The following is a 21,721-nucleotide window of genomic DNA, read 5'->3' on the forward strand; positions in this document are numbered from 1 at the left end:
GATGACCGTGAACCCCTACCCGCTCCACCCCGAATGCCCCGACCTGCGCCGGCTGGCCGACCACCCCGCCGAGGCGCTGCTGCGCGCGGAGGCCGAGATCGTCGCGGCCGAGAACACCGCCGAGGCCGACCGGTACCGCCGGCTGGAGGAGCGGGAAGAGGCCCAGCAGGACGGCCGGGGCGTCACCCGGCGCACCTTCGTTGCGGGCGCCGCGGCCACCGCCACCGCCTTGGCCACCGCCCAGTTCGTCACCACGTCGGCGTCGTTCGCCGCGACGAAGACCGGCACCCTGATCCACGTCTTCCTCTACGGCGGGCTGGACGGGCTGAGCCTGGTCGCCCCGGCCGACGACCCGGTGCTGGACAGGGCCCGCCCTGACCTGCTGCTCGGTAACGACTCGCTGGCGGTCGGCCGCGGCTTCAAGCTGACCAGCGCCTTCGCCCCGCTGGAGAAGTGGCTCCGCGCCGGGCAGCTCGGTTTCGTCCCGGCGGTTTCCGACCCCCGGCTGTCGCGCAGCCACTTCCAGGCCGCCGACGCCTGCAACCTGGGCGGGCTGCCCAGCGAGACCGGCGGCCGCGGTTGGCTGGACAGCCTGGTCGACGCCCTCGGCAAGGGCACCGCCTTCCGCAGCGTCGGCATCGGCAGCACGCTGCCCCGGTCCCTGGTCGGCGTGAACGGCGCGCTCTCCCTCGACAGCGTCGGCGAGCTGCGGCTCAACGGCGACGACCGGTACCGCGCGGCGACCGAGAAGGCGATCCGGGGCCTGTTCACCGGGATCAACCACCCGGTCGAGGACGCGGTGCTGGAGGGGATGGGCGCGCTGGCCACCGCGCAGAAGCTCGCGGCGAAGCCGTACCAGCCGGCCGCGGGTGTGCGTTATCAGGGCGTGGGCAACGCCTTCCAGCAGCTCGCCCAGTTGATCAAGGGTGGCGCGAACGTGCGGGTGGCCACCGTCGGGATGGGCGGCTACGACACCCACGAGAACCAGGGCACCCGCGACGGCGGGCAGCTCTGGCGCCGGCTCAACGAGTTGGCCACCGCCATGGCGGCCTTCTTCACCGACCTCGGGGACCGGGCCGCCGACGTGACGATCATGGTATCCAGCGAGTTCGGCCGGCGGGTCGCCTCGAACCAGGGCGGCACCGACCACGGGCACGGGGGTGTCATCACGCTGCTGAGCGGGCGTAAGCTCGCCGGGTCCCTGCTCGGGTCATGGCACGGGTTGAACGATCTGGACAGCGGGGACGTACCCGAATACAACAACATGTTCAACGTCTACGGATCCGTCGCCCAGGGGCGATTTGGCCTGACGACGGCGCAGGTGGACAAGATCTTCCCCCGGCAGAAATTCTCCCCCATGAAGTTGTACGCGTGACTTACCAGGACATTTACGACACGTACGCCACCGGCCGCCATACGAGGATTGATCCCTCGTACGGCGGCCGGACCGCGCCCCGGCCGCAGCGCGCCCCGGCCCCGCCGCCGCCCGAGCCCGCCGTCCCCGCGCACCTGGGCCTGCCCCGGCGCGGGCCCGGCGCCCGGCGCGCCCTGGCCGCGCTCTTCTGGGCCGGCCTGGTGCTCAGCGTGCTGCCCTGGTGGCTCGACACGCCGACGGGCGGGCTGGCCACCACCGGGGACGTGCTGCTGGCCGTCGGCCGGATCACCGGCCTGATCGGCGGCTACCTGCTGCTGGTCCAGGTGCTGATGATGAGCCGGCTGGCCGTGCTGGAGCGCTGCCTCGGCGGCGAGCGGATCTCCCGCCTGCACCGGGACCTCGGCGCCACCCTGCTGGTCGCCGTGCTCGCCCACCTGGCCACCCTGGTGGTCGCCTACGCCGAGGCCGAGCAGCACTCGGTCCTCGGCGAGGTCGGGGTGATGCTCAGCGACTACGAGGACATGCTCTCCGCGTTCGTCGCCGCCGGCATCATGGTCGTGGTCGCCTTCAGCGCGATCCGGGTGATCCGCGCCAAGCTGCCGTACGAGCTCTGGTACGTGCTGCACCTGTCCAGCTACGCGGTGCTGGTGCTCGGCTACGCCCACCAGTTCAGCAACGGCGCCGAGCTCTACCCGAAGGGCCCGGTGCGCACCGGCTGGTACGCCGCGTACCTGCTGGTGATCGCCGCGTTGGTGTGGGGCCGGCTGCTCGCGCCACTGCACTTCAACCTGAAGCACCGGCTGCGGGTGGCCGAGGTGGTGGCGGAGAGCCCGGACACCATCTCCATCTACCTGACCGGCCGCGACCTCAACTCGCTGCCGATGCTCGGCGGCCAGTACTTCCGCTGGCGCTTCCTCGTCCGTGGCTGCTGGTGGCAGTCCCACCCGTTCTCGCTCTCCGCCGCCGCCAACGGCCACTGGCTGCGGCTCACCGTGAAGGTGGTCGGCACGCACACCGCCGACCTGCGCGACCTCGATCCGGGCACCCGGGTCTGGGCCGAGGGCCCGTCCGGCACCTTCACCGCCGCGCACCGCAGGCGGCACCGGGCGCTGCTGATCGCCGGCGGCAGCGGCATCGCCCCGCTGCGGGCCCTGCTGGAGGAGCTGCCGCCCGGCGCGGCGGTGATCTACCGCGCCCGCACGCCGCAGGACGTGCTGCTGCACCACGAACTCGACTGGTTCGCCCGGGCCCGCCAGACCTCAATCTGGTACGTCATCGGCTCCCGGCACGAGCCCGGCCCCCGGCAGGTGATGAGCCCGGAGGGGCTGCGCCGGCTGGTGCCCGACGTGACCCGGCGCGACGTCTACCTGTGCGGCCCGTCCGGCCTGATCGACGAGGCCGTCCGGGTGCTGCGCCGGGCCGGCGTCCCCCGACGGCAGATCCACCAGGCCACGTTCGAACTGTAGGAAGGCTCCACGAATGCGTCGCGCGATCCTCGCGATCACCGGTCTGGCCGCCAGCACCACCGCGCTGGTGGTGCTCAAGGGCGGGCCCGGCGCGAGCCAGGCCGCCCAGGCGCTCCCCGGCGACCAGCCGCCGGCCGTGCCCGGCGGGCTCGACCCGGCCGCCTCCGGCGGTCCCTCGGCCGCCGCGCCGGCCCCGTCGGCGCCGTCCGCCGGGGCGAAGCCGTCGGCCAAACCGAGCGCGAGCGGCAGCCGGAGCACCAAGCCCACCGCGACCAAGACGACGGCTGCCCCGAAGACCACCACCGCCGCCCCGAAGCCGGTGACCCGGACCCTGTATGGCCCGACGGTGAGCTACCGGTACGGCTCGCTGCGGGTGCAGATCACCGTTTCCGGGACGAAGATCGTCAACGCGACCGCGACCGGAATGCCGACCAGCGGGGAGTCCGGCCAGAAGAGCGACGCGGTGCAGAGCGCCTACAGCGGCACCTCCGGCCAGGTGGTGCAGAAGCAGAGCGCCAACCTGAACACCGTCTCCGACGCCACCTACACGAGCAACGCCTACAAGCAGTCGTTGCAGAGCGCGATCAGCCAGATCTGAGGTGGCGGCGTCGGCGCGGCCCGGGCTCACCCGGGTGGAACACGTGATGGGTACGGCGATCAGCCTGGAACTCGCCGACGACCTGCCACCCGCGCGCCTGGCCGAGCTGGCCGACCGGACCTTCGACTGGCTGCGCGAGGTCGACGCCCGGTTCAGCACCTATCGCGACGACAGCGAGGTGTGCCGGCTGGACCGGGGCGAGCTGCGGCTCGCCGACGCCTCTTCCGACCTGCGGCTGGTGCTCGAGTGCTGCGCCGACCTGTGGGCCGCCACGGACGGCTGGTTCGACGCGTACGCCACCGGGCGGCTCGACCCCTCCGGCTATGTGAAGGGCTGGTCCGCGCAGGTCGCCTCCGACCGGCTGGCCGACGCGGGCGCGCCGAACCACTGCCTCAACGCCGGCGGCGACGTGGTGGTCCGAGGGCTCGCAGCGACCGGCGAGCCCTGGCGGATCGGGGTGCGGCATCCGGACGACTGGTCGTCGGTCTGCCTGGTGCTCGCCGGCACCGACCTCGCGGTCGCCACCTCCGGGGTGCACCACCGCGGGCACCACGTGATCGACCCGCGCCGCGGCGAGCCGGCGCGCGGGCTGCGGCTGGTCACCGTGGTCGGTCCGGACCTGGGCGACGCCGACGCGTACGCCACCGCCGCGCTGGCGATGGGGGAGTCCGGCATCGGCTGGCTCGACCGCCTCGACGGCCACCTGCACGCGGTGATCACCGACGACGACCGGCTGTTGCACTCCACCCGGCTGCCGGTGGTCGACTGATCGACTCCGCTCGCGGCGGCCCGGGCTGTTCGGCCGCCGGGGCAGCCCGACATGCCGCAATCCGCCCGCCGCTCAGCGCAGCGGACGGTGGTGGATGGCGGGACGGGAGCCCGTGGGGCGGGGGCGGCCGGGCCGGCTGCCCCAGGGCCGGGTGCCGCCCCAGCGGTGCGGGCGGCGGTGGTGCCGTGAAGGTTCGGTGCCGCCGGTGTGGCGGGCCGCGTCGTCCCTGGACATGCCTCAACCCCCGCTCTGTCGCGTGCGCTCCGTCACCGGTTCAACGAGTGCGCCGGCGGGGAGGACGCTGTCGGGAGGCCGTCGGTCAACCGCCGCGCCGGGGGAGCGGGAGCTGGCCGGGGAGCAGGTCCGGGACGAGCGTGACCCCGGCCGACCGTAACGCCTTGATCAGCGCGTTCTGCACCAGGTACGAGTCGGGGAGCTGCCAGCGGGCCTGTTCCGGGGCGACCGCCCAGCGGACGATCCCCTCCGGCAGCCGGGTCGGGGGCGCCGCGATCCACGAGCCGGGGCCGTGCCGGACCACGTGGAAGCACTGCTCCAACTCAGGCCGGAGCGGGTCGCCGGGACGGACCAGGAACATCCAGCGCCCGGTCGGGGTGACCAGCACCGGCCCGCGGACCCCGAACCCGGCCGGGTGGGTGGCGATCGCGTCCAGCACCCGCCGGCCGAAGTGGGCGGCGACCTCCAGCACGTCGAACGCGCGCCCGGTGGGCAGCAGCACCGCGTGCGGGCGGTCCCGCCACCAGGTGGCCACCCGGGCCGGGTCGGCGCTCGCCGCCTGCTCCCAGTTCTCCAGCGCGGGGTGGCAGCCGACGGTGGGACAGCCGGCCCGGCCGCAGACGAAGCGGCGGTTCGCCAGGCAGGCGCCCGGGGTTACCGCCCAGCCGTGCAGCGCGTACCGGACGGCGACCCGGCGCAGCCGGACACGTTCCAAAGGCGACAGGCGAGCCACGCGCGGTCCGACATTCCCCCACATGGGTGCCTCATCCCCTCTTTGTCCTATTTGGACGCTCCGATGTAACACGTTGAACGCCGTCACTGCTATTTCTGACAGTCGTTGAGTTGACGAACGGCTGATGCAACTTGCACGGAAACTACGAGGACTGGCCGTACGGCCGACGTACAGACTGTGCGACCAGCGAAAACCTGAATACCGACGGACCGTTGCGATGGTCGACCGGGGGAGATCAGCCGGACGCGGGCAGGGGGAGGGATGGGGAGATGGATGAGTTGCCCATAGGCCGTCGAGTGGCGTACTGGCGCAGCCGGCGCAAGATGTCCCAACAGGTCTTCGCCGACCGCCTCGGCAAGTCCAAGAGCTGGGTGGACAAGGTCGAGCGCGGCGTCCGGCGGCTGGACAAGTTCTCCGTCGTCTACGAGATCGCCGACATCCTCCAGGTCGACGTGCAACTGCTGCTCGGCAAGGACCCGGAACGGCGTACCGACGCCCTCAACTGCATCGACCAGGTCGAGGTCGAGGAGATCCGGGCCGCGCTGGAGCGGTACGACTCGATGAGCGCCTACTTCGACGCGGCGCCCTACCCCCCGCCGCTGGCCGACATGCGCAAGGCGGTCAACCACGCCTGGCTCACCTACCAGTACGGCCGTTACGGGATGCTCACCCGCGCCCTGCCCAAGCTGCTGCGCGACGCCCAGGCCGCCGACGCCGGCCACCGCGGCGACCAGGCCCGGGAGGCCGCCCACCTGCTCGGGCAGGTCTACCAGATCGCCTCCTCGGTGCTGCGCAAGCTCGGCGAGTGCGACCTGGCCTGGCTGGCCGCCGACCGCTCGATGGCGGTCGCCCAGCGGGCCGACGACCCGCTGCTCGCCGGCATCGCCACCACCCGGGTCTGCAACGCCCTCGTCGCCATGGGCCGCCCCCGCCCGGCGCTCGAACTCAACGTCCGGATCGCCAACCGGCTCGCCCCCGGCGGCAGCAACGACGTCACCCCGGAGCGCCTCTCCGTCTACGGCATGCTGCTGCTCCAGGGCGCGATGGCCGCCGCCCGGACCGGCGACTCCGCCACCGTCGACGACCTGCTCTCCGGCGCCCACGAGGCGGCCACCCTGCTCGGCGGCGACCAGAACCACTACTGGACCTCCTTCGGCCCGACCAACCTGCTGCTGCACCGGGCCGCCGCCGCGGTGGAGCTGGGTGACGGCGGCCGGGCCGTGGAGACCCACCACGGCATCGCCGAGCCAGCGTTCAACGCCCTGCTGCCCGAGCGCCGCGCGCACCACCTGCTCGACCTGTCCCGCGGCTACGCCCAGATCGGCGACGTCGCCAACGCCGGCGAGATGCTGCTGCGCGGGGACCGGCTCGCGCCGTCCGAGATCCGCTGTCGGCCGATCGCCCACGAGGTGATGTCGGACGTGCTCCGTCGCACCCGGGGTGCGCCGCCGTCGCCGATCGCGGAGTTGGCTGCGCACATGGGAGTCGGAGTATGAGCGTGGGTCTCGTCGGATGAGCGATCCGCACACCGCCGACGGGCACCGTCCGGTGCTTTACGTCATCGCCTGCGGGTCGCCGCTGGCCCGCAACGTCGTCCGGCTGGTCGACCTCGCCGAGCGGGACGGCTGGGACGTCTGCGTCGTGACCACGCCGGACGGCGCGAAGTTCGTGGACCGGGCCGCGCTGGCCCGGCAGACCGGTCATCCGGTGCGCACCCACTACAAGAACCCGGGCGACCTGGACGTCCTGCCCCCAGCGGACGCGATGCTGGTCTGCCCGGCGACGGTCAACACGGTCAACAAGTGGGCGGCCGGCATCACCGACACGCTCGCCCTGGGCTTGCTGGTCGAGGCGCAGGGGCTCGGGGTGCCGATCGCGGCCGTCCCGTACACCAACACCGCGATGGCCGCGCACCCGGCGTTCCGCGCCGGCCTGGCCCGGCTGCGCGAGTGGGGCGTCGAGGTGGTCTTCGGCGACCACGTCGTGCCGCTGCACCCGCCGGGCACCGGCGAGCAGCACGTGGACGCCTTCCCGTGGGCGGTCGGCCTCGCCGCGCTGCGCGGCGCCCGGCGCCCGGTCGCCCCGGTCTGCTGAGGTGCGAACAGGGGCCCCTGGTCATCGGATTCCGCGATACAGGGGCCCCTCCTGAGCGCTGTGGGCGTGGCGGGCGGCGGACGCCGGTAAGCTGGCCGGCCGTGAGCACAACCGGATCCCCGCCCACGGTCGCCGACGTGGTGGCCGCGCTGGACCGCCGCTACCCGCCCGCCTGGGCCGAGGAGTGGGACCGGGTCGGCCTGGTGCTCGGCGAGCCCGGCACGGCCGTACGCCGGGTCGCCTGCGTGGTCGACGTGGTCCCGGAGACGGTGGAGGAGGCGCTCGCCGCCGGGGCCGACATGATCGTCGCGCACCACCCGCTGCTGCTGCGGGGCGTCTCCTCGGTCGCCGCGACGACGTACAAGGGGCGGATCGTCCACCGGTTGATCAAGGGGGACGTCGCGCTGTACGTGGCGCACACCAACGCCGACGTGGCCGATCCCGGCGTCTCCGACGCCCTCGCTGCCCGGTTCGGACTGACCGGGTTGCGCCCGCTGCACCGCCCGCGCCCCGGCTCCCCGGCCGACGGCCCGGGTCGGGGCATCGGCCGGATCGGCGAGCTGCCCACCCCGATGGCCCTCGCCGAGCTGACCCGGCACGCCGCCGCCGTGCTCCCCGTCACCGCCTGGGGAGTTCGCGCCGCCGGGGATCCCGGGCGTAGGGTTCGTACCCTCGCCGTCAGCGGCGGCTCGGGAGACAGCTTCCTGGCCGAGGCGACCGCTGCCGGGGTGGACGCGTTCCTCACCGCCGACCTCCGCCACCATCCCGCCGGTGAGCACCTCGCCGCCGGTGGCCCAGCCCTGCTCGACGCCGCCCACTGGGCGACCGAACGACCCTGGCTGGACGACCTGGCCGCCCACCTGCGGGACGAGCTGGGCGTCGAGACCGTGGTGTCCGACCTGGACACCGACCCGTGGACCGTGCACGCCGCCGCGCCCCGACCGGACGACAAGGAGCCCCGACCGTGAAGGCTGACCCGAAGGTGCAGCGCCGCCTGCTCGACCTGCAGGCGATCGACACCGCCCTCGCCCAGCTCGCCCACCGGCGCCGTACCCTGCCGGAGCTGGCCGAGCTGGAGGCCCTCGCGCGAGAGCTCTCCGCGCTGGAGGACGAGCGGGTCCGCGCCCAGGTGGCCGTCGACGACCTGGACCGGGACATCGCCCGGCTGGAGAAGGACATCGACCAGGTCCGCGCCCGCAAGAGCAAGGACGAGGCCCGGCTCGCCGCGGGCAGCGGCCCGGCCCGCGAGCTGGAGGCGATCCAGCACGAGCTGGTCTCGCTGAACCGCCGGCAGGGTGACCTGGAGGACGCCGAGCTGGAGCTGATGGAGCAGCGGGAGACCGCGCAGGGCGTACTCGACGGCGTGGAGCGGCGGATCGCCGAGGCCCGGGACCGGCGGGCCGCCGCCGAGCAGCGCCGTACGGAGAGCCTGGCCGAGATCGCCAAGGAGGAGGAGTTCAAGCGGGGCGCCCGTCAGCCGCTCGCCGGCGACCTTCCGAGCGACCTGGTCGCCCTCTACGAGCGGATCCGCGAGGACACCGGCCTCGGCGCGGCGCTGCTCACCGGCGCCCGCTGCGGCGGCTGCCGGCTGGAGCTCTCCGGCGCCGACCTGGCCCGGATCCGCAAGGCCGCCCCGGACGACGTGGTCCGCTGTGAGGAGTGCCGGCGGATCATGGTCCGGACCAGCGAGTCGGGGCTGTAGCCGCCGTGGCGGTGCGCGCGGTCGTCGTCGTCGAGGCCGACGGCGGGTCCCGGGGCAACCCGGGGCCGGCCGGCTACGGCGCGGTGGTCCGGGACCCGGAGACCGGCGAGGTGCTGGCCGAGCGTTCCGCGGCGATCGGCACCGCCACCAACAACGTCGCGGAGTACCGGGGCCTGATCGCCGGGCTGGAGGCCGCCGCCGAGCTGGGCGCGGTCGAGGTCGAGGCGCGGATGGACTCGAAGCTGGTGGTCGAGCAGATGTGCGGCCGCTGGCAGATCAAGCACCCGGGGCTGCGCCCGCTCGCCGCGCAGGCCGCCGGCCTGGTCGGCCGGTTCGACAGCGTCCGGTTCAGCTGGGTGCCCCGGGAGCGCAACAAGCACGCCGACGCGCTGGCCAACGCGGCGATGGACGTCGCCGCCGGTAGGGCTCCGGCCCGCCCCGCGGTGGAGTCGCCGCGGATCGTGGAGCCGCCGCGCGAGGTCGCCGCCCCCGACTCGGCCGCCCGCGCCGCGGCCCGCGAGGTGGCCGCCCGCGCCGCCACCGGCCGGGCCACCGGCACCGACCCGGCCACCACGCCCGCCTCCTGGGAACCGCGGCCCGCCGAGGAGGCCACCCGGCTGATCCTCGTCCGGCACGGCGAGACCGAGCGGACCGTGCAGAAGCGCTACTCGGGCCGCGGCGACGTCCCGCTCACCGACCGGGGGCGGGCCCAGGCCGCGGCCACCGCCGCCCGGGTGGCCACGCTGGCGCCGTCCGTCGCGGCCGTGGTCAGCTCGCCGCTGTCCCGGTGTACTGCGACCGCCGAGGCGATCGCCGCGCTGGTCGGCAACCCCCCGGTACGCCCCGACGGCGACCTGATCGAGTGCGATTTCGGGGCCTGGGAGGGCCGCACCTTCGCCGAGGTCCGCGAGGGCTGGGCCGGTGAGCTGGACGCCTGGCTCGCCTCCCCGAGGATCGCCCCGCCCGAGGGCGAGTCGTTCGCCGTGGTCGCCGAGCGGACCGGCCGGGCGGTCGAGCGGCTGCGTACGGCGTACCCGGGAGAGACCGTCGTGGTGGTCTCCCACGTCTCGCCGATCAAGCTGGTGCTGCGCGACGCCCTGGCCGCCGGCGACGCCTTCCTGCACCGGCTCTACCTGGACACCGCCGGCATCTCGGTGCTGGACCTCTACCCGGACGGCGGCGTCGCGGTCCGCTCGGTCAACGACACCGCCCATCTGACCGGCCGCTGAGCTCGGCGGTCCACCCCGGCCGCGGCGCGGCCGGCCCGGTGATCCCGGGCGCCCGGAAAGCGACCGGCTGAGTCGTCTGCGACATCAGCTCCGAAGACGGCGGCCGCACGGCACGGCCCGGATGGCCGTAGCCCCTCCCCGGGACGTGCCCGCCGTTCGGCGCACGCGGGCCGCCGCTCGGCGCATCACGGTCGTCCGGTTGAACGTGACCGCGTTCACAGGGCCGTAGCCTCCGGCCGTCACATGGCAAGTTACGACTTCCCGGAGGTGTGTCACATGGCTGCACCAGAACCGGAGGCGCCGACTACGGCGCGATCCAGGGCGAAGGACCACAGCCCCTGGAACTGGTTGCTCTTCATACCGATCGTGGTGCCGCTGATCCCGGCCTTCTTCAACGCCGACTCACCCCGGCTGTTCGGGTTCCCGCGTTTCTACTGGCTGCAACTGGCCTGGATCATCCTCGGCGTGGCCACCACCACGCTGGTCTACCAGATGACCAAGAAGCGGGGTGACCGGTGATGCGGGACCACCTGACCGAGATCATCGTTTTCACGTTCCTTTTCCTGCTGGTCAGCGCGATGGGCTTCGTGGCGGCCCGGTGGCGGGCGCCGCGCGACATGGCGCACCTGGACGAGTGGGGGCTGGGCGGGCGCAGCTTCGGCGGCTGGATCACCTGGTTCCTGGTCGGCGGTGACCTCTACACCGCGTACACCTTCGTGGCGGTGCCGGCGCTGATCTTCGGGGCCGGCGCGGCGGGCTTCTTCGCCGTGCCCTACACGATCGTCATCTACCCGCTGGTGTTCCTGGTGCTCTGCCGGCTCTGGTCGGTCTCGCACCGGCACGGCTTCGTCACCCCGGCGGACTTCGTCCGCAACCGCTTCGACTCGCCGATCCTCGCGCTGCTGATCGCGATCACCGGCATCGTGGCGACCATGCCGTACATCGCGCTGCAGCTGGTCGGCATCGAGGCGGTGCTCAAGACCATGGGCGTGACCGGGGACAGCGCGCTGGCCCGGCACCTGCCGATCATCATCGCGTTCGCCATCCTGGCGGCGTACACGTACCAGTCCGGGCTGCGTGCGCCGGCGCTGATCGCCTTCGTCAAGGACTCGCTGATCTACATCGTGATCCTGGTGGCGGTCATCTACCTGCCCTACAAGCTCGGCGGGTGGGGTCACATCTTCGACGCGGCGGACGCGAAGTTCAAGGCGAGTCCGGCGCCGGGTGACGGCATCCTGCTCAACGCCAACAACCAGCTCCAGTACGTCACCCTGGCGTTCGGCTCGGCGCTGGCGCTCTTCCTCTACCCGCACAGCATCACCGGCGTGCTGGCCAGCCGGAACCGGGACGTGATCAAGCGGAACATGTCCGCGCTGCCGGCGTACAGCCTGCTGCTCGGCCTGATCGCGCTGCTCGGCTACATGGCCATCGCGGCGGGCGTGAAGCCGCTGCCCGGTGCCAAGGCCGGCAGCGTCGACGGCAACACGGTGGTGCCGCTGCTGTTCGACAAGCAGTTCCCGGACTGGTTCGCGGGCGTCGCGTACGCGGCCATCGGCATCGGCGCGCTGGTGCCGGCGGCGATCATGTCGATCGCGGCGGCGAACCTGTTCACCCGCAACATCTACAAGGAGTACCTGAAGCGGGACGCCACCCCGGCGCAGGAGGCGAATGTCTCGAAGATCACCTCGTTGGTGGTGAAGGTCGGCGCGGTGGCCTGCATCGTCTTCCTCGACCCGCAGTTCTCCATCGACCTGCAGCTCATCGGCGGCGTGATCATCCTCCAGACGCTGCCGGCGGTGGCACTGGGCCTCTACACCCGCTGGTTCCACCGGGGCGCGCTCATCGCCGGCTGGGTGGCCGGCATGGGCCTGGGCATGTGGATGCTCTACCAGGTCGGGAATCCGACCACCGGCAAGAAGCACTTCGCCGGCTCGGCCTTCCCGCTCTCCGAGTTCGGCTTCGACACCAAGAAGACGATCTACGTAGGGATCGTGGCGGTGCTGGTCAACCTGGTGGTGGCTGCGCTGCTCACCCTGGTGCTGCGGGCGGCGAAGGTGGCCGACGGGGTGGATGGCACCACCCCGGACGACTACTTCGCCGACGAGGGCGACCCGCGGGTCACCCCGGGCACCGAGCGCGACGCGGACTCCGCCCGGGAGCCCGTCGCCTGAACCCACGAGGCCCCCGGTGCGCCGTTCGCGGCGCCCGGGGGCCTCGTCGTGTCCTCAGCGGCGCCGGTTGCGCGCGTCCAGGGCCTCGTTGAGCCGGTGCAGCAGGTCGGCGAGGGTGTCCCGGTCGTCGGGGGACCAGCCGGCGAGGATGTCGCCGTAGAGCCGGGTGCGGGCGGCCCGGACCGCGGCCATCCGTTGCAGGCCGGCGGGGGTGGGCGAGATCACCGTGCCGCGCCCGTCGGCCGGGTCCGGGGTACGCGCGATCAGGCCGTCCCGCTGCAGCGCCGAGACCTGCCGGGTGACCGTGGAGCCGTCCAGGTTCAGCCGGGCGGCCAGGGCCGAGACGTTCTGCGGGCCGGCCTTGTCCAGGTGCCGCAGGATCACATAGGCGGCGCGGTCCAGCACCCGGTGCTCGGCGGTGCCGGTGGCCCGGCGGGTCGCCTCGCCCAGCCGCATGAGCAGCGCGACCTCGGTCTCGATCCGGCCGAGTGTGACGTCTTCCGCGTTGGCGTCGTCCCTCATAGCTGTATGATACAACTGAATTACCTGTACGATACAGCTATCTGGGAGGTTGCGGAGTGGATCGGCGTTCCGAACCCAACCGCAGTGCCATCTACGCCACCACGCTGGTGGCCTTCCTCGCCATCGCCGGCATCGCCGTGGTGGACCCGATCCTGCCGGCCATCGGCGAGGCGATCGGTGTCACCGCGTGGCAGGTCGAGCTGCTCTTCACCGCGTACATCGCGGTGATGGCGGTCGGCATGATCCCGGCGACCCTGGCCAGCGGGAAGTTCGGCTTCAAGCCCGTGCTGATCACCGGCGTCTCGGTGGTCGGCCTGGCCGCGATCCTCGCGTCGTTCAGCAACGACATCGTGCGGCTCTCCGCGCTGCGCGGCGTCTGGGGCCTGGGCAACGCGATGTTCTTCGCCACCGCCATGGTGGTGCTGGTCAACCTCGCCAACGACCGGGAATGGGTGGTCGGCCTCTTCGAGACCGCGCTCGGCCTCGGCTTCGCCGTCGGCCCGCTGATCGGCGGCCTGCTCGGCGAGGTGAGCTGGCGACTGCCCTTCTTCGTCTGCGGCGTGTTCATGGTCCTGGCGCTCGCCGTCGCCTCGCGCAAGCTCCGCGAGCCGGCCCGCAAGCAGGCCCCGGTGCGCGTCGGCCAGATCTTCTCCACCTACCGCAAGCCGGCGTTCGTCACCCTCTGCGTGGTCACCGCCGCCTACAACTTCGTCTTCTTCGTGGTGCTCGGCTACACCCCGCTGTACCTGCACCTCGACGTCATCCCGCTGGGGCTGGCCTTCACCGGCTGGGGCCTCGGCCTGGCCGCCGGCATCCTGCTGATCGGCCACCGGCTGGCGCACCGGATCGGCGCGGTGCAGACCGTCGGCGTCGCCATCGCCGGCCTGCTGGTCTGCATGGTCCTCTTCGCCACCTCCACCGGCACGGCGATGTCGCTGGTGGTGCTGGTGCTCGCCGGCCTGTTCATGGGCCTGGCCAACGCCAACCTCACCGACCTGGCGCTCGGCCTCGGCTCCAGCGACCGCCGCGTCGCCACCGGCGCGTTCAACCTGGTCCGCTGGGGCGCCGCCGCGCCGGCCCCGATTATCTCCGGCAAGCTCGCCGAGCACGGGCTGGCCCTGCCGTTCTGGGTCGGCTTCGGGGTGCTCGCCGTGGGCGTGCTGGTCTACCTCGCCTTCGCGCACGTGATGGCCGCCGGCTACGGCGAGCGGGTGCTCTGGTCCCGGTGGAACTCGGCCGCCCGGCGCAACGAGCACGCCCCCGAGGAGCCGGTCGGCGAGGCGTACTGACCTTCCCCTCCTGGTGGGCGGACCGCCCGGCGCAGCGTCGCGCCGGGCGGTTCGTCGTCCCGCGAAGGTTCAGCGCAGGGCGCGCCAGAGCAGGTAGAGGCCGATGGTGGTGCCGAAGATGACGATGAGCGTCTTCAGCACCACCGGCGGGAGCCGGCGGACGAGCCGGGCGCCGGCGTACCCGCCGACCAGGGTGGCCGGCGCGACCACCGCGACCGCCGCCCAGTTCACCGGGCCGAAGAGCGCGAACACCACCAGCGTGGTCAGCCCCACCACGGCCGAGAGCAGGTTCTTGATCGCGCTCACCCGGGCCAGGGTGGTGTCCAGCACCAGGGCCAGCCCGGCCACCAGCATCACGCCGAGCGCGGCGCCGAAGTAACCGCCGTACACCGAGCCGAGCCCGACCATCGCCTGCACGGTGACCGTCCGGCGGCGTGGGCTGAGGTCGGCCGGGTGGCCGACCAGCCGGCGCAGCGGATCCTGGAACGCCAGCACGGCGGTCGCGCCCAGCACCAGGAACGGCACCACCAGCTCGAACGCCCGCGCCGGGGTGGCCAGCAGCAGGACGCAGCCGACCAGCGTGCCCAGGATCGTGGTGGGGATCAGCGGCGCCATCCGGCGGGCCGGCGGCAGGTCCGCCCGGCTACCCACCACACTGGCCACGTAGCCGGGGAAGACCGACACCGAGTTGCTGACGTTGGCCGGGACCGGGGGCAGGCCGGTGGCGATCAGGGCCGGGAAGGTGATCAGAGAACCTCCGCCGGCCACCGCGTTCACCGTGCCCGCGGCGAGACCGGCGGCGAGCAGGAGCGCGGCGTCGGAGATGTTCATGGACCCGGAGGCTAGTACGCCCCGGCCGGAACTCAACTTTTCGCCGCCCTGCCGCGTCGTTCCCGGCGACTGGACCTCACGAAGGGAGCGAGCCGTGCGTCGTCACGACGGGGGGTCGGCCGGTGGAGGACCCGGAGTTCCGCGACTTCGTGCAGGCCCGGTACGCCGACCTGCTGCGCACCGCGTACCTGCTGAGCGTGGTAGCGGACCGGCTTTCTACCGTCCCGCGGCCGGGTGGGAAATGATCGCGGCGACCGCGTCGTTAGGATGAGTGCGCGACGGACGAGTCGACCGGGCGGTCGCGTCGACGGGCTGCGGCCCGTCGCCGAGGAACGTCCGGACTCCACAGGGCAGGGTGGTTGCTAACGGCAACCCGGGGTGACCCGCGGGACAGTGCCACAGAAAACAGACCGCCGGCCCGAAACGGGACGGTAAGGGTGAAACGGTGGGGTAAGAGCCCACCAGCATCCCGGGTGACCGGGATGGCTCGGTAAACCCCACCCGGAGCAAGGCCAAGAAAGGGCCGTCACCGCAAGATGACGACCCGCGCAGACGCTCGAGGGCTGCCCGCCCGATGTCTGCGGGTAGGCCGCTGGAGCCTGCCGGCGACGGCAGGCCGAGATGGATGGCCGCCGCCGACGCGCCTTCGGGCCGCGTCGGTCACAGAATCCGGCGTACAGGTCGACTCGTCCGTCGCCTACCAGGTCAGTCACCCGTACATGGGTGGCTGACCTGTTGTTTCCAGGGGTCGCGCAGCGTCGCCGCAGCCTGCAACGCCGTTAGGGTCGCGAGATGGGTCACGGCGGCGAGCACGGCTCGGAACAACCCTTGGCGGGGGGCCGCTTGACTGCCGGTGTGGTCCGGGTCGGAGACACGGTGCGTCGCCCGGCCTCGCCCACGTCGCGGTTCGTGGCGCGACTGCTGACTCATCTCGCCACGAAGGGCTTCGCCGGCTGCCCTCAGCACCTGGGGTGGGACCGACACGGCCGGGACATGTTGTCGTTCGTGCCCGGCCATGTTCCTCAACGGTGGCAGCACTTCACCGACGACCAGGTCGGACAGGCGGCGCGGCTGCTGCGACAGCTGCATGACGCCACGCGGGAGCTGGCGTCCGGTCTCGGGGGTGAGGTGGTGTGCCATCACGACCCCGGTCCGAACAACACGGTCTTCCGCGACGGTCGGCCGGTCGCGTTCATCGACTTCGACTTCGCGGCGCCTGGCCACCCGTTGGAGGACGTGGGGTACCTGGCGTGGGCGTGGTGCATCTCGTCACGACCCGACCGGGGGCCCGCGGCGGAACAGGCCCGCCAGGTGCGGATCCTGGCGGACGTCTACGGCTTAAGCCCGTCGGACCGTGGCCGCCTACCAGCCGCGATCCGCGAGCGCTTACGTCGCAACGCGGCGTTCTGGCAGGACATGCTCGACGACCAGGCGGCGTCCGTCCTGCGCGCACGCTCTGCCGAGGTGCTCGCCTGGACCCAACGCGAACTCGCCTACGTCGAGGCCAACCAGGAGGCCCTCACTGCCGCACTGGGTCCGGCGTGAGCGGGCGCACGCGGCCTCTGAGCTGGTGGGCGATACGGCAAGGACGAGTCCGAGGCCCGGTTCGTCGCCGGGCGCCGGCGCGCCGTGTCCTGCGGTCACGCTGATCAACACCAGTCCGGCCAGCGCGGCCGCCAGCACCCCCGATTCCCGCATCGACGGCTGGGTCCGGGCGGTGGCGTGCTCCCAGACGGCGGCCAGGATCGGCGCGAGGCCGAGCGAGACGACGGTCGAGACGCTGACGCCGACCAACAGGACAGCGACGAAGTACAGACCCTGATACAGGGCGGTGCCACAGCCGACCAGGACCGCCGGCACCGGATGGGTACGCATCGTCGCGAGCACGACGCCCGACCGGCGGGTCACCACGGCGAAGCCGACCAGAGCCACGGCTGCCGGCTCACGCCGGCACCACGTCACGAGGTCGGGACCGTGCCCACCCGCAGGCGGTTGCCGTCGGGGTCGGTCACCTTGAACTCGCGTCCCCAGTCCATCACCTCGACCTCGACCCCACCGCAGGCCACCGCCACCGCGTCGACGTCGTCGACGTAGAGGTAGAGCAACGTGTCCGGGCGGGCGTCCCCGGTGTGCTCGGACAGGTGGATCTCCATGCCGCCCCGGGCGATGCTCACGTAGAGCGGCAGGTCGGGCGCGAAGCGGTGCTCCCACTGCTTGGTGAAGCCGAGGCGGGCGTACCAGGCCGCGGCGGCGTTCGCGTCGGTGGTCCGCAGGACAGGTGCCAGCCGTTCCGTCATCCCTGCAGTGTGGACCCGCCGGGACCCCCTACGGGAGGCGCAACTCCGGCAGGTCGAGCCAGGACGCCAGCGCCGCCAGCTCCGCGTGCACCCCGAGGGTCAGCTCCGGGGTGAACGGGACGTCCTGGTGAATCGCGTCGACCCGGAGCACCTTGCCCTTGCGGTCGGCCGTCGCGTCGACCTTGCCGACCAGCCGGTCGTGGTGCAGCACCGGCAGGGCGAAGTAACCCCAGCGGCGCTGCACCTTCGGCACGTACATCTCCAGGCGGTAGTCGAAGCCGAAGAGCTCCAGCGCGCGCTTGCGGTCGTGCACCAGCCGGTCGAAGGGGGAGAGCAGGGCGGTGCGGCCGGCGAACGCCGCGCCGTCCAGCGTGGCCGGGTCGACCCGCCACGGGCCGGACGTACCCTCGATCTCCGCCGGCTCGCCGGCCTCGCCGACGACCAGCGGGCGGGCGACGCCGAGCGAGCGGAGCAGCCGCTCGTCGCGGGCCCGGCGGGCCTCCTCGGCGGGGACGGTGGGCGTGCCGGCCGGGTAGACCCGCTCGGCCAGGTCCCAGGTCCGCTGCCGCCCGATCCGGCCGGCGATGGCGATCTCGCCGCGCGCGGCGAGGAACTCCAGCAACTGGGTGACGTTGCGGTTGTTGGTCCAACCGGTCGACGGCCACGGCACCGCGCTGCGGTCCTCCACGTCCCGGCTGAGCAGCGGCCCGGAGTCGCGCAGCAGGTCGAGCACGTACCGGCGGAACGCGTCGTTGGCGGCCAGCCAGTCGCGGCGGCGGGGCTCCTGCGGCCAGGCCGCCATGTCGGCGAGGTGCAGCCCCAGGTCGGTCATCGGCCGGATCATCGCCCGGTGCTCGAACAGGGCGCGCTCGTCCTCCAGCGCCCGGGTCAGCTGCTCCGGCCGGTACGCGGCGCCGAGCCGGGTCCAGGCGACCAGGTCGGCGTTGGGCGCCACCGCGGCGGTCGGGTCGATCTGCAGGAAGGTCAGCCGGTCCACCACCGCCAGCAGGTCGGTGGGGCGCGCCGCGTCGAGGAGTTGGGCGCGGACGGCGACCCGGCGGGCGGTGGCGCGGTCGAGCCGGTGCGGTGCCATGCGGGGAGGCTACTGCCGACGGCGGACAACCTGCGTCCCGGCCGACGGGGCGGCACCCTATGTAGAGTTTCGATACAGTCCCCTCATGCGGATGACGATCCCCGTGGCGAAGGTGCTCGCCACGCTCCTCACCGACCCCGACGATCCGCGCTACGGCCTCGACCTGATGAAGCTCACCGGCCTGCCCAGCGGCACCCTCTACCCGGTGCTGCACCGGCTCCAGGCGGCCGGATGGCTCGCCGCCGACTGGGAGGACGTCGACCCGGCCGCCGCCGGTCGCCCCGCACGCCGCTACTACCGCCTCACCCCGGAGGGGGTACGCGCCGCCCGGCCGGCGCTGGCCGAGCTGCGCGCCCTCGCCCCGGGTGGGCGGGGGTCGTGGGGTGGCGCCGAGCCGAGCGGAGCCCCGGCGTGGTGACCCGGCGGCTGGCCGGCCTGCTGCTGCGCGCGGCGGTGCGCCGCTGGCCGGCGGCGCTGCACGACGAACTGTCCCGGGAATGGCACGCCGAGCTGCACGTCCTGGCCGAGCAGGGGAAGCGGTGGCGGATGCTGCGCTACGCCGCCAGCCTGGCCGTGAGCCGCGCCGGCGAGCCGGTGGTCGACCGGGTCCGGTTCGATGCCCGGGCCCGCCGGATGGCCGCGACCCTGCTGCTGGCCCCGCCAGCCTGCCTGGTCATCATCCTGACCGCGGGCCTGGTGATGGGCGTCGTGGTCAATCGGGCCCTCGCCCGGGTGCCGTGGGCGACCGACGCCCAGCCGGCGATGCTGACCGTCCTCACCGCCGGCCTCGCGGTGCTGCTGGCCCGCGTTGTCCGCGCCAGCGCCGCCCGCAACGCCCGCACCGGACCGGTCCGCACCGCGCTCGGCATCGTGCTGCCCGTCGGCCTGACCGCCGTCGGCGCCGAGTACGCCCTGAACGAGACCACCGACGACCTGGTCCGGGTCGCGCCGGGCCTGCTGGTGTGGCTCACCGGCCTGGCCCTGGTGCTCCTCGGCGCGGGGGTCCTCGCCGGCCGCGGCCGGACCCGGGCCGCCTGGCTGGTCGGTGTGCTGGGCGCGCTCGTCGTCGCCGACCTCGCAGTGGTGCTCACGGTGGTCAACCACTTTTCCGGAGGTCCGGAGACCGTCGTCGACGGGGTGGCGCAGGGCGACACGATCGACCGCAGGTCCGCGCCGCTGTGGCTCTTCACCAGCTGGACCGACTCGTCCTTTGGGCTACCCCGACCGACACCCTCGGAGATTTTCCTGGTCAGCGACCTGATGGAGCTGCAACCCTTCCTCTACCTGGCCTGCACCCCGTACGCGCTGGCGTACGCCATCGGCGCGGCGCGGCCGGCGGGCCCGGTCGGCGTCCCGGCGCCGGCGCCGGTGTCGTCGCCGACTTGACGTGGACCCGCCTCCGTCGCGCCGCACTCCGGGCACGCCCCCGTGCCGGCCGTTCGGTGGAGCCCGGTCACCGCGGGCAGGCCAGCCGCTCCAGCGCGGCCGGGGCGGCCGCCCGATGTACGACCTGGGCGAAGCACGCCGCGGCGGTGGCCTGCTGCCAGCCGAACACCGACGCCGCGGTCTTCGCCACACGTACCCGGAAGACCAGCCGGACCCCGGCGTCACCGGCCTCCACGGTCAGCACCTCGACCCCGTCCATCGCGGCGGCGGCGTCCCGGAGCGTGGCCTCCCGCGGCGACGGCGCGGCCAGCAGGGCGGCGCGCGTGCGCTGCGCGGTCGCCGTCACCTCGCGGTCGGCCCGGCGTTCCAACCGCCGCTGGGACCGGTCCCGCAGCAGTGGCAGGGCCACCGCCGCGCCCACCGTGGCGGCCACCACCAGCGCCGTCCCGACGAGCAGCCGGCGCCGCAGGCGTGCTGAGTGTCCCCCCTCGTACCGCACCCCCGGATTGTCCGTCACCGACCCACCACCCGGCTGCCCCGTCTTTCCCGGTTCCGCCTTCGGTCGCCCAGGAGCCGGTCTACTGTGGAGGACATTAGCGGTTATTTCGGGCGTTCCGGTGGCGGTCGGTCGCTTCCCGGTGCACAGTGATCGCATGAGCGACAACGGAAGTGGTGGGCACTACTACTGGTGCACGCGACACCACCGGGTCGAGACCGATGCCGACGTGTGCCCCGCGAAGCACGTTCTCGGACCGTACGCCTCAGCCGCCGACGCGGAGAACGCCCTGCAGCAGGTGCGGGAGCGCAACGAAGCGTGGGACGCGGAGGACGCCCGTTGGGCCGGGGAGGACAGGTAGACGGCGCGGGACGGCCCGCGTCGAGGTGATCCGTGCTCCGCGAGGGCGAGAGCACGTCCCCAAGGAGGGAACCGAGATGGCCGTAGCACAGCAGGCCACCACCCGCCCGGCGGCGAAACGTACGACCGCGAAGAAGACCAGCGCGGCGAAGCGGACCGTGGGTGCGACCACGGCCAGGACGGCCACGGTCACCAAGGCGTCGCCGAACGCCTCGGGCGCCGGCGCCGGCCGGGTGCCGGCGAAGAAGGCGGTCGCCCGGAAGGCCGCCGCCAAGAAGGTCGTGTCGGCGGCCCGGAAGGCACCCGCCAAGACGGCCCCCGCCACCAAGACCACCGCCAAGAAGGCCCCCGCCAAGAAGACCACCACGGCGGCGAAGACGACGGCCGCCGCCAAGAAGACCACGGCCGCCAAGAAGACGACCACGGCCGCCAGGAAGACGACCACGGCGGCGAAGAAGGCACCCGCCCGGAAGGCGCCGGCGAAGACCACGGCGGCGAAGAGGGCCCCCGCGGCCAAGAAGGCCCCCGCGGCCAAGAAGGCGCCGGCGGCCAAGAAGCCGCCGGCGGCCAAGAAGGCGCCGGCGGCCAAGAAGGCGCCGGCGAAGAAGACCACGGCCGCGAAGCGGGCCCCCGCGAAGACCACGGCCGCGGCCCGGAAGGTCACCTCCACCGGGAAGAAGGCCACCGCCGCGGTGAAGAAGACCGGCCCGGCGGCGAAGAAGACCACCACCGCGAAGAAGACCACGGCCAAGAAGGCGCCGGCCAAGAAGGCGCCGGCCAAGAAGACCACGGCCGCCAAGGCCACCGCGACCCGCCCGAGCGGCGGCGCCCGCAAGGCGGCGGCGAACAAGGCGCCCGCGAAGAAGGCCACGGCCAGCTCGTCGACCGCCGCGCGGAAGGCGGGCCGGAAGGCCGCCGGGGCGGTGAGCGCGATCGAGGCCAGGACGAGCACCTCGACCGGTACCCACAAGCGGATGACCGCGGCCCGGAAGCCGGCCGGCACCCGGGTCGCCGCGGGCCGCTCGACGGCCAAGCCGGCGAGCACCCGAAGGACGACCGGCTGACGGCCGGGGTCC

At 73.2% G+C, this 21,721-nt stretch carries 24 protein-coding genes and 1 other RNA gene; 19 read left to right on the forward strand and 6 right to left on the reverse strand.

The window, feature by feature from the left end:
• Position 1: 1 nt before the first annotated feature.
• The 4 genes from ACZ6S5_RS22530 to ACZ6S5_RS22545 are packed head-to-tail and all read left to right on the forward strand — an operon-like array spanning position 2 to position 4,208.
• Positions 2 to 1,375 carry a DUF1501 domain-containing protein gene (locus tag ACZ6S5_RS22530; protein WP_466003426.1) on the forward strand — a complete coding sequence of 458 codons (1,374 nt, stop codon included), beginning with the start codon at positions 2 to 4 and terminating at the stop codon, positions 1,373 to 1,375.
• Complete coding sequence (locus tag ACZ6S5_RS22535) at positions 1,372 to 2,841, forward strand: ferredoxin reductase family protein (protein WP_466003363.1); 1,470 nt, start codon at positions 1,372 to 1,374, stop codon at positions 2,839 to 2,841. Before ACZ6S5_RS22530 ends, ACZ6S5_RS22535 begins: the two co-directional genes overlap by 4 nt.
• 13 nt (positions 2,842 to 2,854) lie before the next feature.
• Positions 2,855 to 3,439 carry an FMN-binding protein gene (locus ACZ6S5_RS22540; protein ID WP_466003365.1) on the forward strand — a complete coding sequence of 195 codons (585 nt, stop codon included), beginning with the start codon at positions 2,855 to 2,857 and terminating at the stop codon, positions 3,437 to 3,439.
• 46 nt (positions 3,440 to 3,485) lie between these two features.
• On the forward strand, positions 3,486 to 4,208 hold the full coding sequence (locus tag ACZ6S5_RS22545) for an FAD:protein FMN transferase (protein WP_466003367.1): 723 nt from the start codon (positions 3,486 to 3,488) through the stop codon (positions 4,206 to 4,208).
• 319 nt (positions 4,209 to 4,527) lie between these two features.
• Here ACZ6S5_RS22545 and ACZ6S5_RS22550 read toward each other — a convergent pair whose 3' ends face one another.
• Positions 4,528 to 5,199, reverse strand: a complete 672-nt coding sequence (locus ACZ6S5_RS22550) for a bifunctional DNA primase/polymerase (protein ID WP_466003369.1) — start codon at positions 5,197 to 5,199, stop codon at positions 4,528 to 4,530.
• Between the two features lie 245 nt (positions 5,200 to 5,444).
• Between ACZ6S5_RS22550 and ACZ6S5_RS22555 the strand changes: the two genes are divergently transcribed.
• The 7 genes from ACZ6S5_RS22555 to mctP all read left to right on the forward strand — a co-directional run bounded on the left by ACZ6S5_RS22555 (position 5,445) and on the right by mctP (position 12,371).
• Positions 5,445 to 6,671 carry a helix-turn-helix domain-containing protein gene (locus ACZ6S5_RS22555; RefSeq protein WP_466003371.1) on the forward strand — a complete coding sequence of 409 codons (1,227 nt, stop codon included), beginning with the start codon at positions 5,445 to 5,447 and terminating at the stop codon, positions 6,669 to 6,671.
• 16 nt (positions 6,672 to 6,687) lie between these two features.
• A complete protein-coding gene (locus tag ACZ6S5_RS22560) occupies positions 6,688 to 7,269 on the forward strand; it encodes a flavoprotein (protein WP_466003372.1) in 582 nt (193 codons plus the stop codon).
• Positions 7,270 to 7,406: 137 nt separating this feature from the next.
• Positions 7,407 to 8,237: a Nif3-like dinuclear metal center hexameric protein gene (locus ACZ6S5_RS22565; RefSeq protein ID WP_466003428.1), complete on the forward strand. Its 831-nt coding sequence runs from the start codon at positions 7,407 to 7,409 to the stop codon at positions 8,235 to 8,237.
• Positions 8,234 to 8,971, forward strand: a complete 738-nt coding sequence (locus ACZ6S5_RS22570; RefSeq protein ID WP_466003374.1) for a zinc ribbon domain-containing protein — start codon at positions 8,234 to 8,236, stop codon at positions 8,969 to 8,971. Before ACZ6S5_RS22565 ends, ACZ6S5_RS22570 begins: the two co-directional genes overlap by 4 nt.
• Positions 8,972 to 8,976: 5 nt before the next feature.
• Complete coding sequence (locus ACZ6S5_RS22575; protein WP_466003376.1) at positions 8,977 to 10,200, forward strand: bifunctional RNase H/acid phosphatase; 1,224 nt, start codon at positions 8,977 to 8,979, stop codon at positions 10,198 to 10,200.
• Between the two features lie 276 nt (positions 10,201 to 10,476).
• Complete coding sequence (locus ACZ6S5_RS22580; protein WP_262282281.1) at positions 10,477 to 10,719, forward strand: DUF3311 domain-containing protein; 243 nt, start codon at positions 10,477 to 10,479, stop codon at positions 10,717 to 10,719.
• Positions 10,716 to 12,371 (forward strand): monocarboxylate uptake permease MctP, encoded by a 1,656-nt coding sequence (gene mctP, locus ACZ6S5_RS22585; RefSeq protein ID WP_466003379.1) that lies wholly within the window; start codon positions 10,716 to 10,718, stop codon positions 12,369 to 12,371. Before ACZ6S5_RS22580 ends, mctP begins: the two co-directional genes overlap by 4 nt.
• Before the next feature lie 54 nt (positions 12,372 to 12,425).
• Here mctP and ACZ6S5_RS22590 read toward each other — a convergent pair whose 3' ends face one another.
• Complete coding sequence (locus ACZ6S5_RS22590) at positions 12,426 to 12,893, reverse strand: MarR family winged helix-turn-helix transcriptional regulator (RefSeq protein WP_466003381.1); 468 nt, start codon at positions 12,891 to 12,893, stop codon at positions 12,426 to 12,428.
• Between the two features lie 56 nt (positions 12,894 to 12,949).
• On the opposite strand from ACZ6S5_RS22590, the gene ACZ6S5_RS22595 reads away from it, so the two are divergent.
• A complete protein-coding gene (locus ACZ6S5_RS22595) occupies positions 12,950 to 14,182 on the forward strand; it encodes an MFS transporter (RefSeq protein ID WP_466003383.1) in 1,233 nt (410 codons plus the stop codon).
• 69 nt (positions 14,183 to 14,251) lie between these two features.
• Here ACZ6S5_RS22595 and ACZ6S5_RS22600 read toward each other — a convergent pair whose 3' ends face one another.
• Positions 14,252 to 15,013, reverse strand: coding sequence for a sulfite exporter TauE/SafE family protein (locus ACZ6S5_RS22600; RefSeq protein WP_466003385.1), 762 nt, complete (start codon positions 15,011 to 15,013; stop codon positions 14,252 to 14,254).
• A 122-nt stretch (positions 15,014 to 15,135) separates the two neighbouring features.
• On the opposite strand from ACZ6S5_RS22600, the gene ACZ6S5_RS22605 reads away from it, so the two are divergent.
• The 3 genes from ACZ6S5_RS22605 to ACZ6S5_RS22615 all read left to right on the forward strand — a co-directional run bounded on the left by ACZ6S5_RS22605 (position 15,136) and on the right by ACZ6S5_RS22615 (position 16,558).
• On the forward strand, positions 15,136 to 15,258 hold the full coding sequence (locus ACZ6S5_RS22605) for a hypothetical protein (RefSeq protein ID WP_466003387.1): 123 nt from the start codon (positions 15,136 to 15,138) through the stop codon (positions 15,256 to 15,258).
• 38 nt (positions 15,259 to 15,296) lie between these two features.
• An RNA gene (rnpB, locus tag ACZ6S5_RS22610) (RNase P RNA component class A) lies at positions 15,297 to 15,706 on the forward strand.
• A 300-nt stretch (positions 15,707 to 16,006) separates the two neighbouring features.
• A complete protein-coding gene (locus ACZ6S5_RS22615) occupies positions 16,007 to 16,558 on the forward strand; it encodes a phosphotransferase family protein (protein ID WP_466003389.1) in 552 nt (183 codons plus the stop codon).
• A gap of 413 nt (positions 16,559 to 16,971) precedes the next feature.
• On the opposite strand, the gene ACZ6S5_RS22620 is transcribed toward ACZ6S5_RS22615, so the two are convergent.
• Both ACZ6S5_RS22620 and ACZ6S5_RS22625 read right to left on the reverse strand, forming a co-directional pair.
• The gene (locus tag ACZ6S5_RS22620; RefSeq protein WP_466003391.1) at positions 16,972 to 17,310 is read right to left on the reverse strand and encodes a glyoxalase superfamily protein; all 339 of its coding nucleotides are present in this window, start codon (positions 17,308 to 17,310) and stop codon (positions 16,972 to 16,974) included.
• Between the two features lie 28 nt (positions 17,311 to 17,338).
• Positions 17,339 to 18,403, reverse strand: a complete 1,065-nt coding sequence (locus ACZ6S5_RS22625; protein WP_466003393.1) for a DNA glycosylase AlkZ-like family protein — start codon at positions 18,401 to 18,403, stop codon at positions 17,339 to 17,341.
• 85 nt (positions 18,404 to 18,488) lie between these two features.
• On the opposite strand from ACZ6S5_RS22625, the gene ACZ6S5_RS22630 reads away from it, so the two are divergent.
• The gene (locus tag ACZ6S5_RS22630; RefSeq protein ID WP_466003395.1) at positions 18,489 to 18,821 is read left to right on the forward strand and encodes a PadR family transcriptional regulator; all 333 of its coding nucleotides are present in this window, start codon (positions 18,489 to 18,491) and stop codon (positions 18,819 to 18,821) included.
• Complete coding sequence (locus tag ACZ6S5_RS22635; protein ID WP_466003397.1) at positions 18,815 to 19,789, forward strand: hypothetical protein; 975 nt, start codon at positions 18,815 to 18,817, stop codon at positions 19,787 to 19,789. The genes ACZ6S5_RS22630 and ACZ6S5_RS22635 overlap by 7 nt, the downstream gene beginning before the upstream one ends.
• A 67-nt stretch (positions 19,790 to 19,856) precedes the next feature.
• Here ACZ6S5_RS22635 and ACZ6S5_RS22640 read toward each other — a convergent pair whose 3' ends face one another.
• Positions 19,857 to 20,306, reverse strand: coding sequence for a hypothetical protein (locus ACZ6S5_RS22640; RefSeq protein WP_466003399.1), 450 nt, complete (start codon positions 20,304 to 20,306; stop codon positions 19,857 to 19,859).
• Positions 20,307 to 20,442: 136 nt separating this feature from the next.
• Here ACZ6S5_RS22640 and ACZ6S5_RS22645 point away from each other — a divergent pair, with 136 nt between their 5' ends.
• Both ACZ6S5_RS22645 and ACZ6S5_RS22650 read left to right on the forward strand, forming a co-directional pair.
• A complete protein-coding gene (locus ACZ6S5_RS22645; protein ID WP_123241265.1) occupies positions 20,443 to 20,646 on the forward strand; it encodes a hypothetical protein in 204 nt (67 codons plus the stop codon).
• Positions 20,647 to 20,722: 76 nt separating this feature from the next.
• On the forward strand, positions 20,723 to 21,709 hold the full coding sequence (locus ACZ6S5_RS22650; protein ID WP_466003401.1) for a hypothetical protein: 987 nt from the start codon (positions 20,723 to 20,725) through the stop codon (positions 21,707 to 21,709).
• Positions 21,710 to 21,721 lie beyond the last annotated feature (12 nt).

It is taken from the genome of Micromonospora sp. NPDC051924 (genome assembly GCF_055586005.1).

Coding starts and splice junctions, on each gene's coding strand:
- ACZ6S5_RS22620 (WP_466003391.1), bottom strand. CDS start 17,310: ATGACGGAACGGCTGGCACCTGTCCTGCGGACCACCGACGCGAACGCC.
- ACZ6S5_RS22560 (WP_466003372.1), top strand. CDS start 6,688: ATGAGCGATCCGCACACCGCCGACGGGCACCGTCCGGTGCTTTACGTC.
- ACZ6S5_RS22580 (WP_262282281.1), top strand. CDS start 10,477: ATGGCTGCACCAGAACCGGAGGCGCCGACTACGGCGCGATCCAGGGCG.
- ACZ6S5_RS22540 (WP_466003365.1), top strand. CDS start 2,855: ATGCGTCGCGCGATCCTCGCGATCACCGGTCTGGCCGCCAGCACCACC.
- ACZ6S5_RS22650 (WP_466003401.1), top strand. CDS start 20,723: ATGGCCGTAGCACAGCAGGCCACCACCCGCCCGGCGGCGAAACGTACG.
- ACZ6S5_RS22645 (WP_123241265.1), top strand. CDS start 20,443: ATGAGCGACAACGGAAGTGGTGGGCACTACTACTGGTGCACGCGACAC.
- ACZ6S5_RS22600 (WP_466003385.1), bottom strand. CDS start 15,013: ATGAACATCTCCGACGCCGCGCTCCTGCTCGCCGCCGGTCTCGCCGCG.
- ACZ6S5_RS22550 (WP_466003369.1), bottom strand. CDS start 5,199: ATGTGGGGGAATGTCGGACCGCGCGTGGCTCGCCTGTCGCCTTTGGAA.
- ACZ6S5_RS22545 (WP_466003367.1), top strand. CDS start 3,486: ATGGGTACGGCGATCAGCCTGGAACTCGCCGACGACCTGCCACCCGCG.
- ACZ6S5_RS22555 (WP_466003371.1), top strand. CDS start 5,445: ATGGATGAGTTGCCCATAGGCCGTCGAGTGGCGTACTGGCGCAGCCGG.
- ACZ6S5_RS22625 (WP_466003393.1), bottom strand. CDS start 18,403: ATGGCACCGCACCGGCTCGACCGCGCCACCGCCCGCCGGGTCGCCGTC.
- ACZ6S5_RS22615 (WP_466003389.1), top strand. CDS start 16,007: ATGTTGTCGTTCGTGCCCGGCCATGTTCCTCAACGGTGGCAGCACTTC.
- ACZ6S5_RS22630 (WP_466003395.1), top strand. CDS start 18,489: ATGCGGATGACGATCCCCGTGGCGAAGGTGCTCGCCACGCTCCTCACC.
- ACZ6S5_RS22530 (WP_466003426.1), top strand. CDS start 2: ATGACCGTGAACCCCTACCCGCTCCACCCCGAATGCCCCGACCTGCGC.
- ACZ6S5_RS22590 (WP_466003381.1), bottom strand. CDS start 12,893: ATGAGGGACGACGCCAACGCGGAAGACGTCACACTCGGCCGGATCGAG.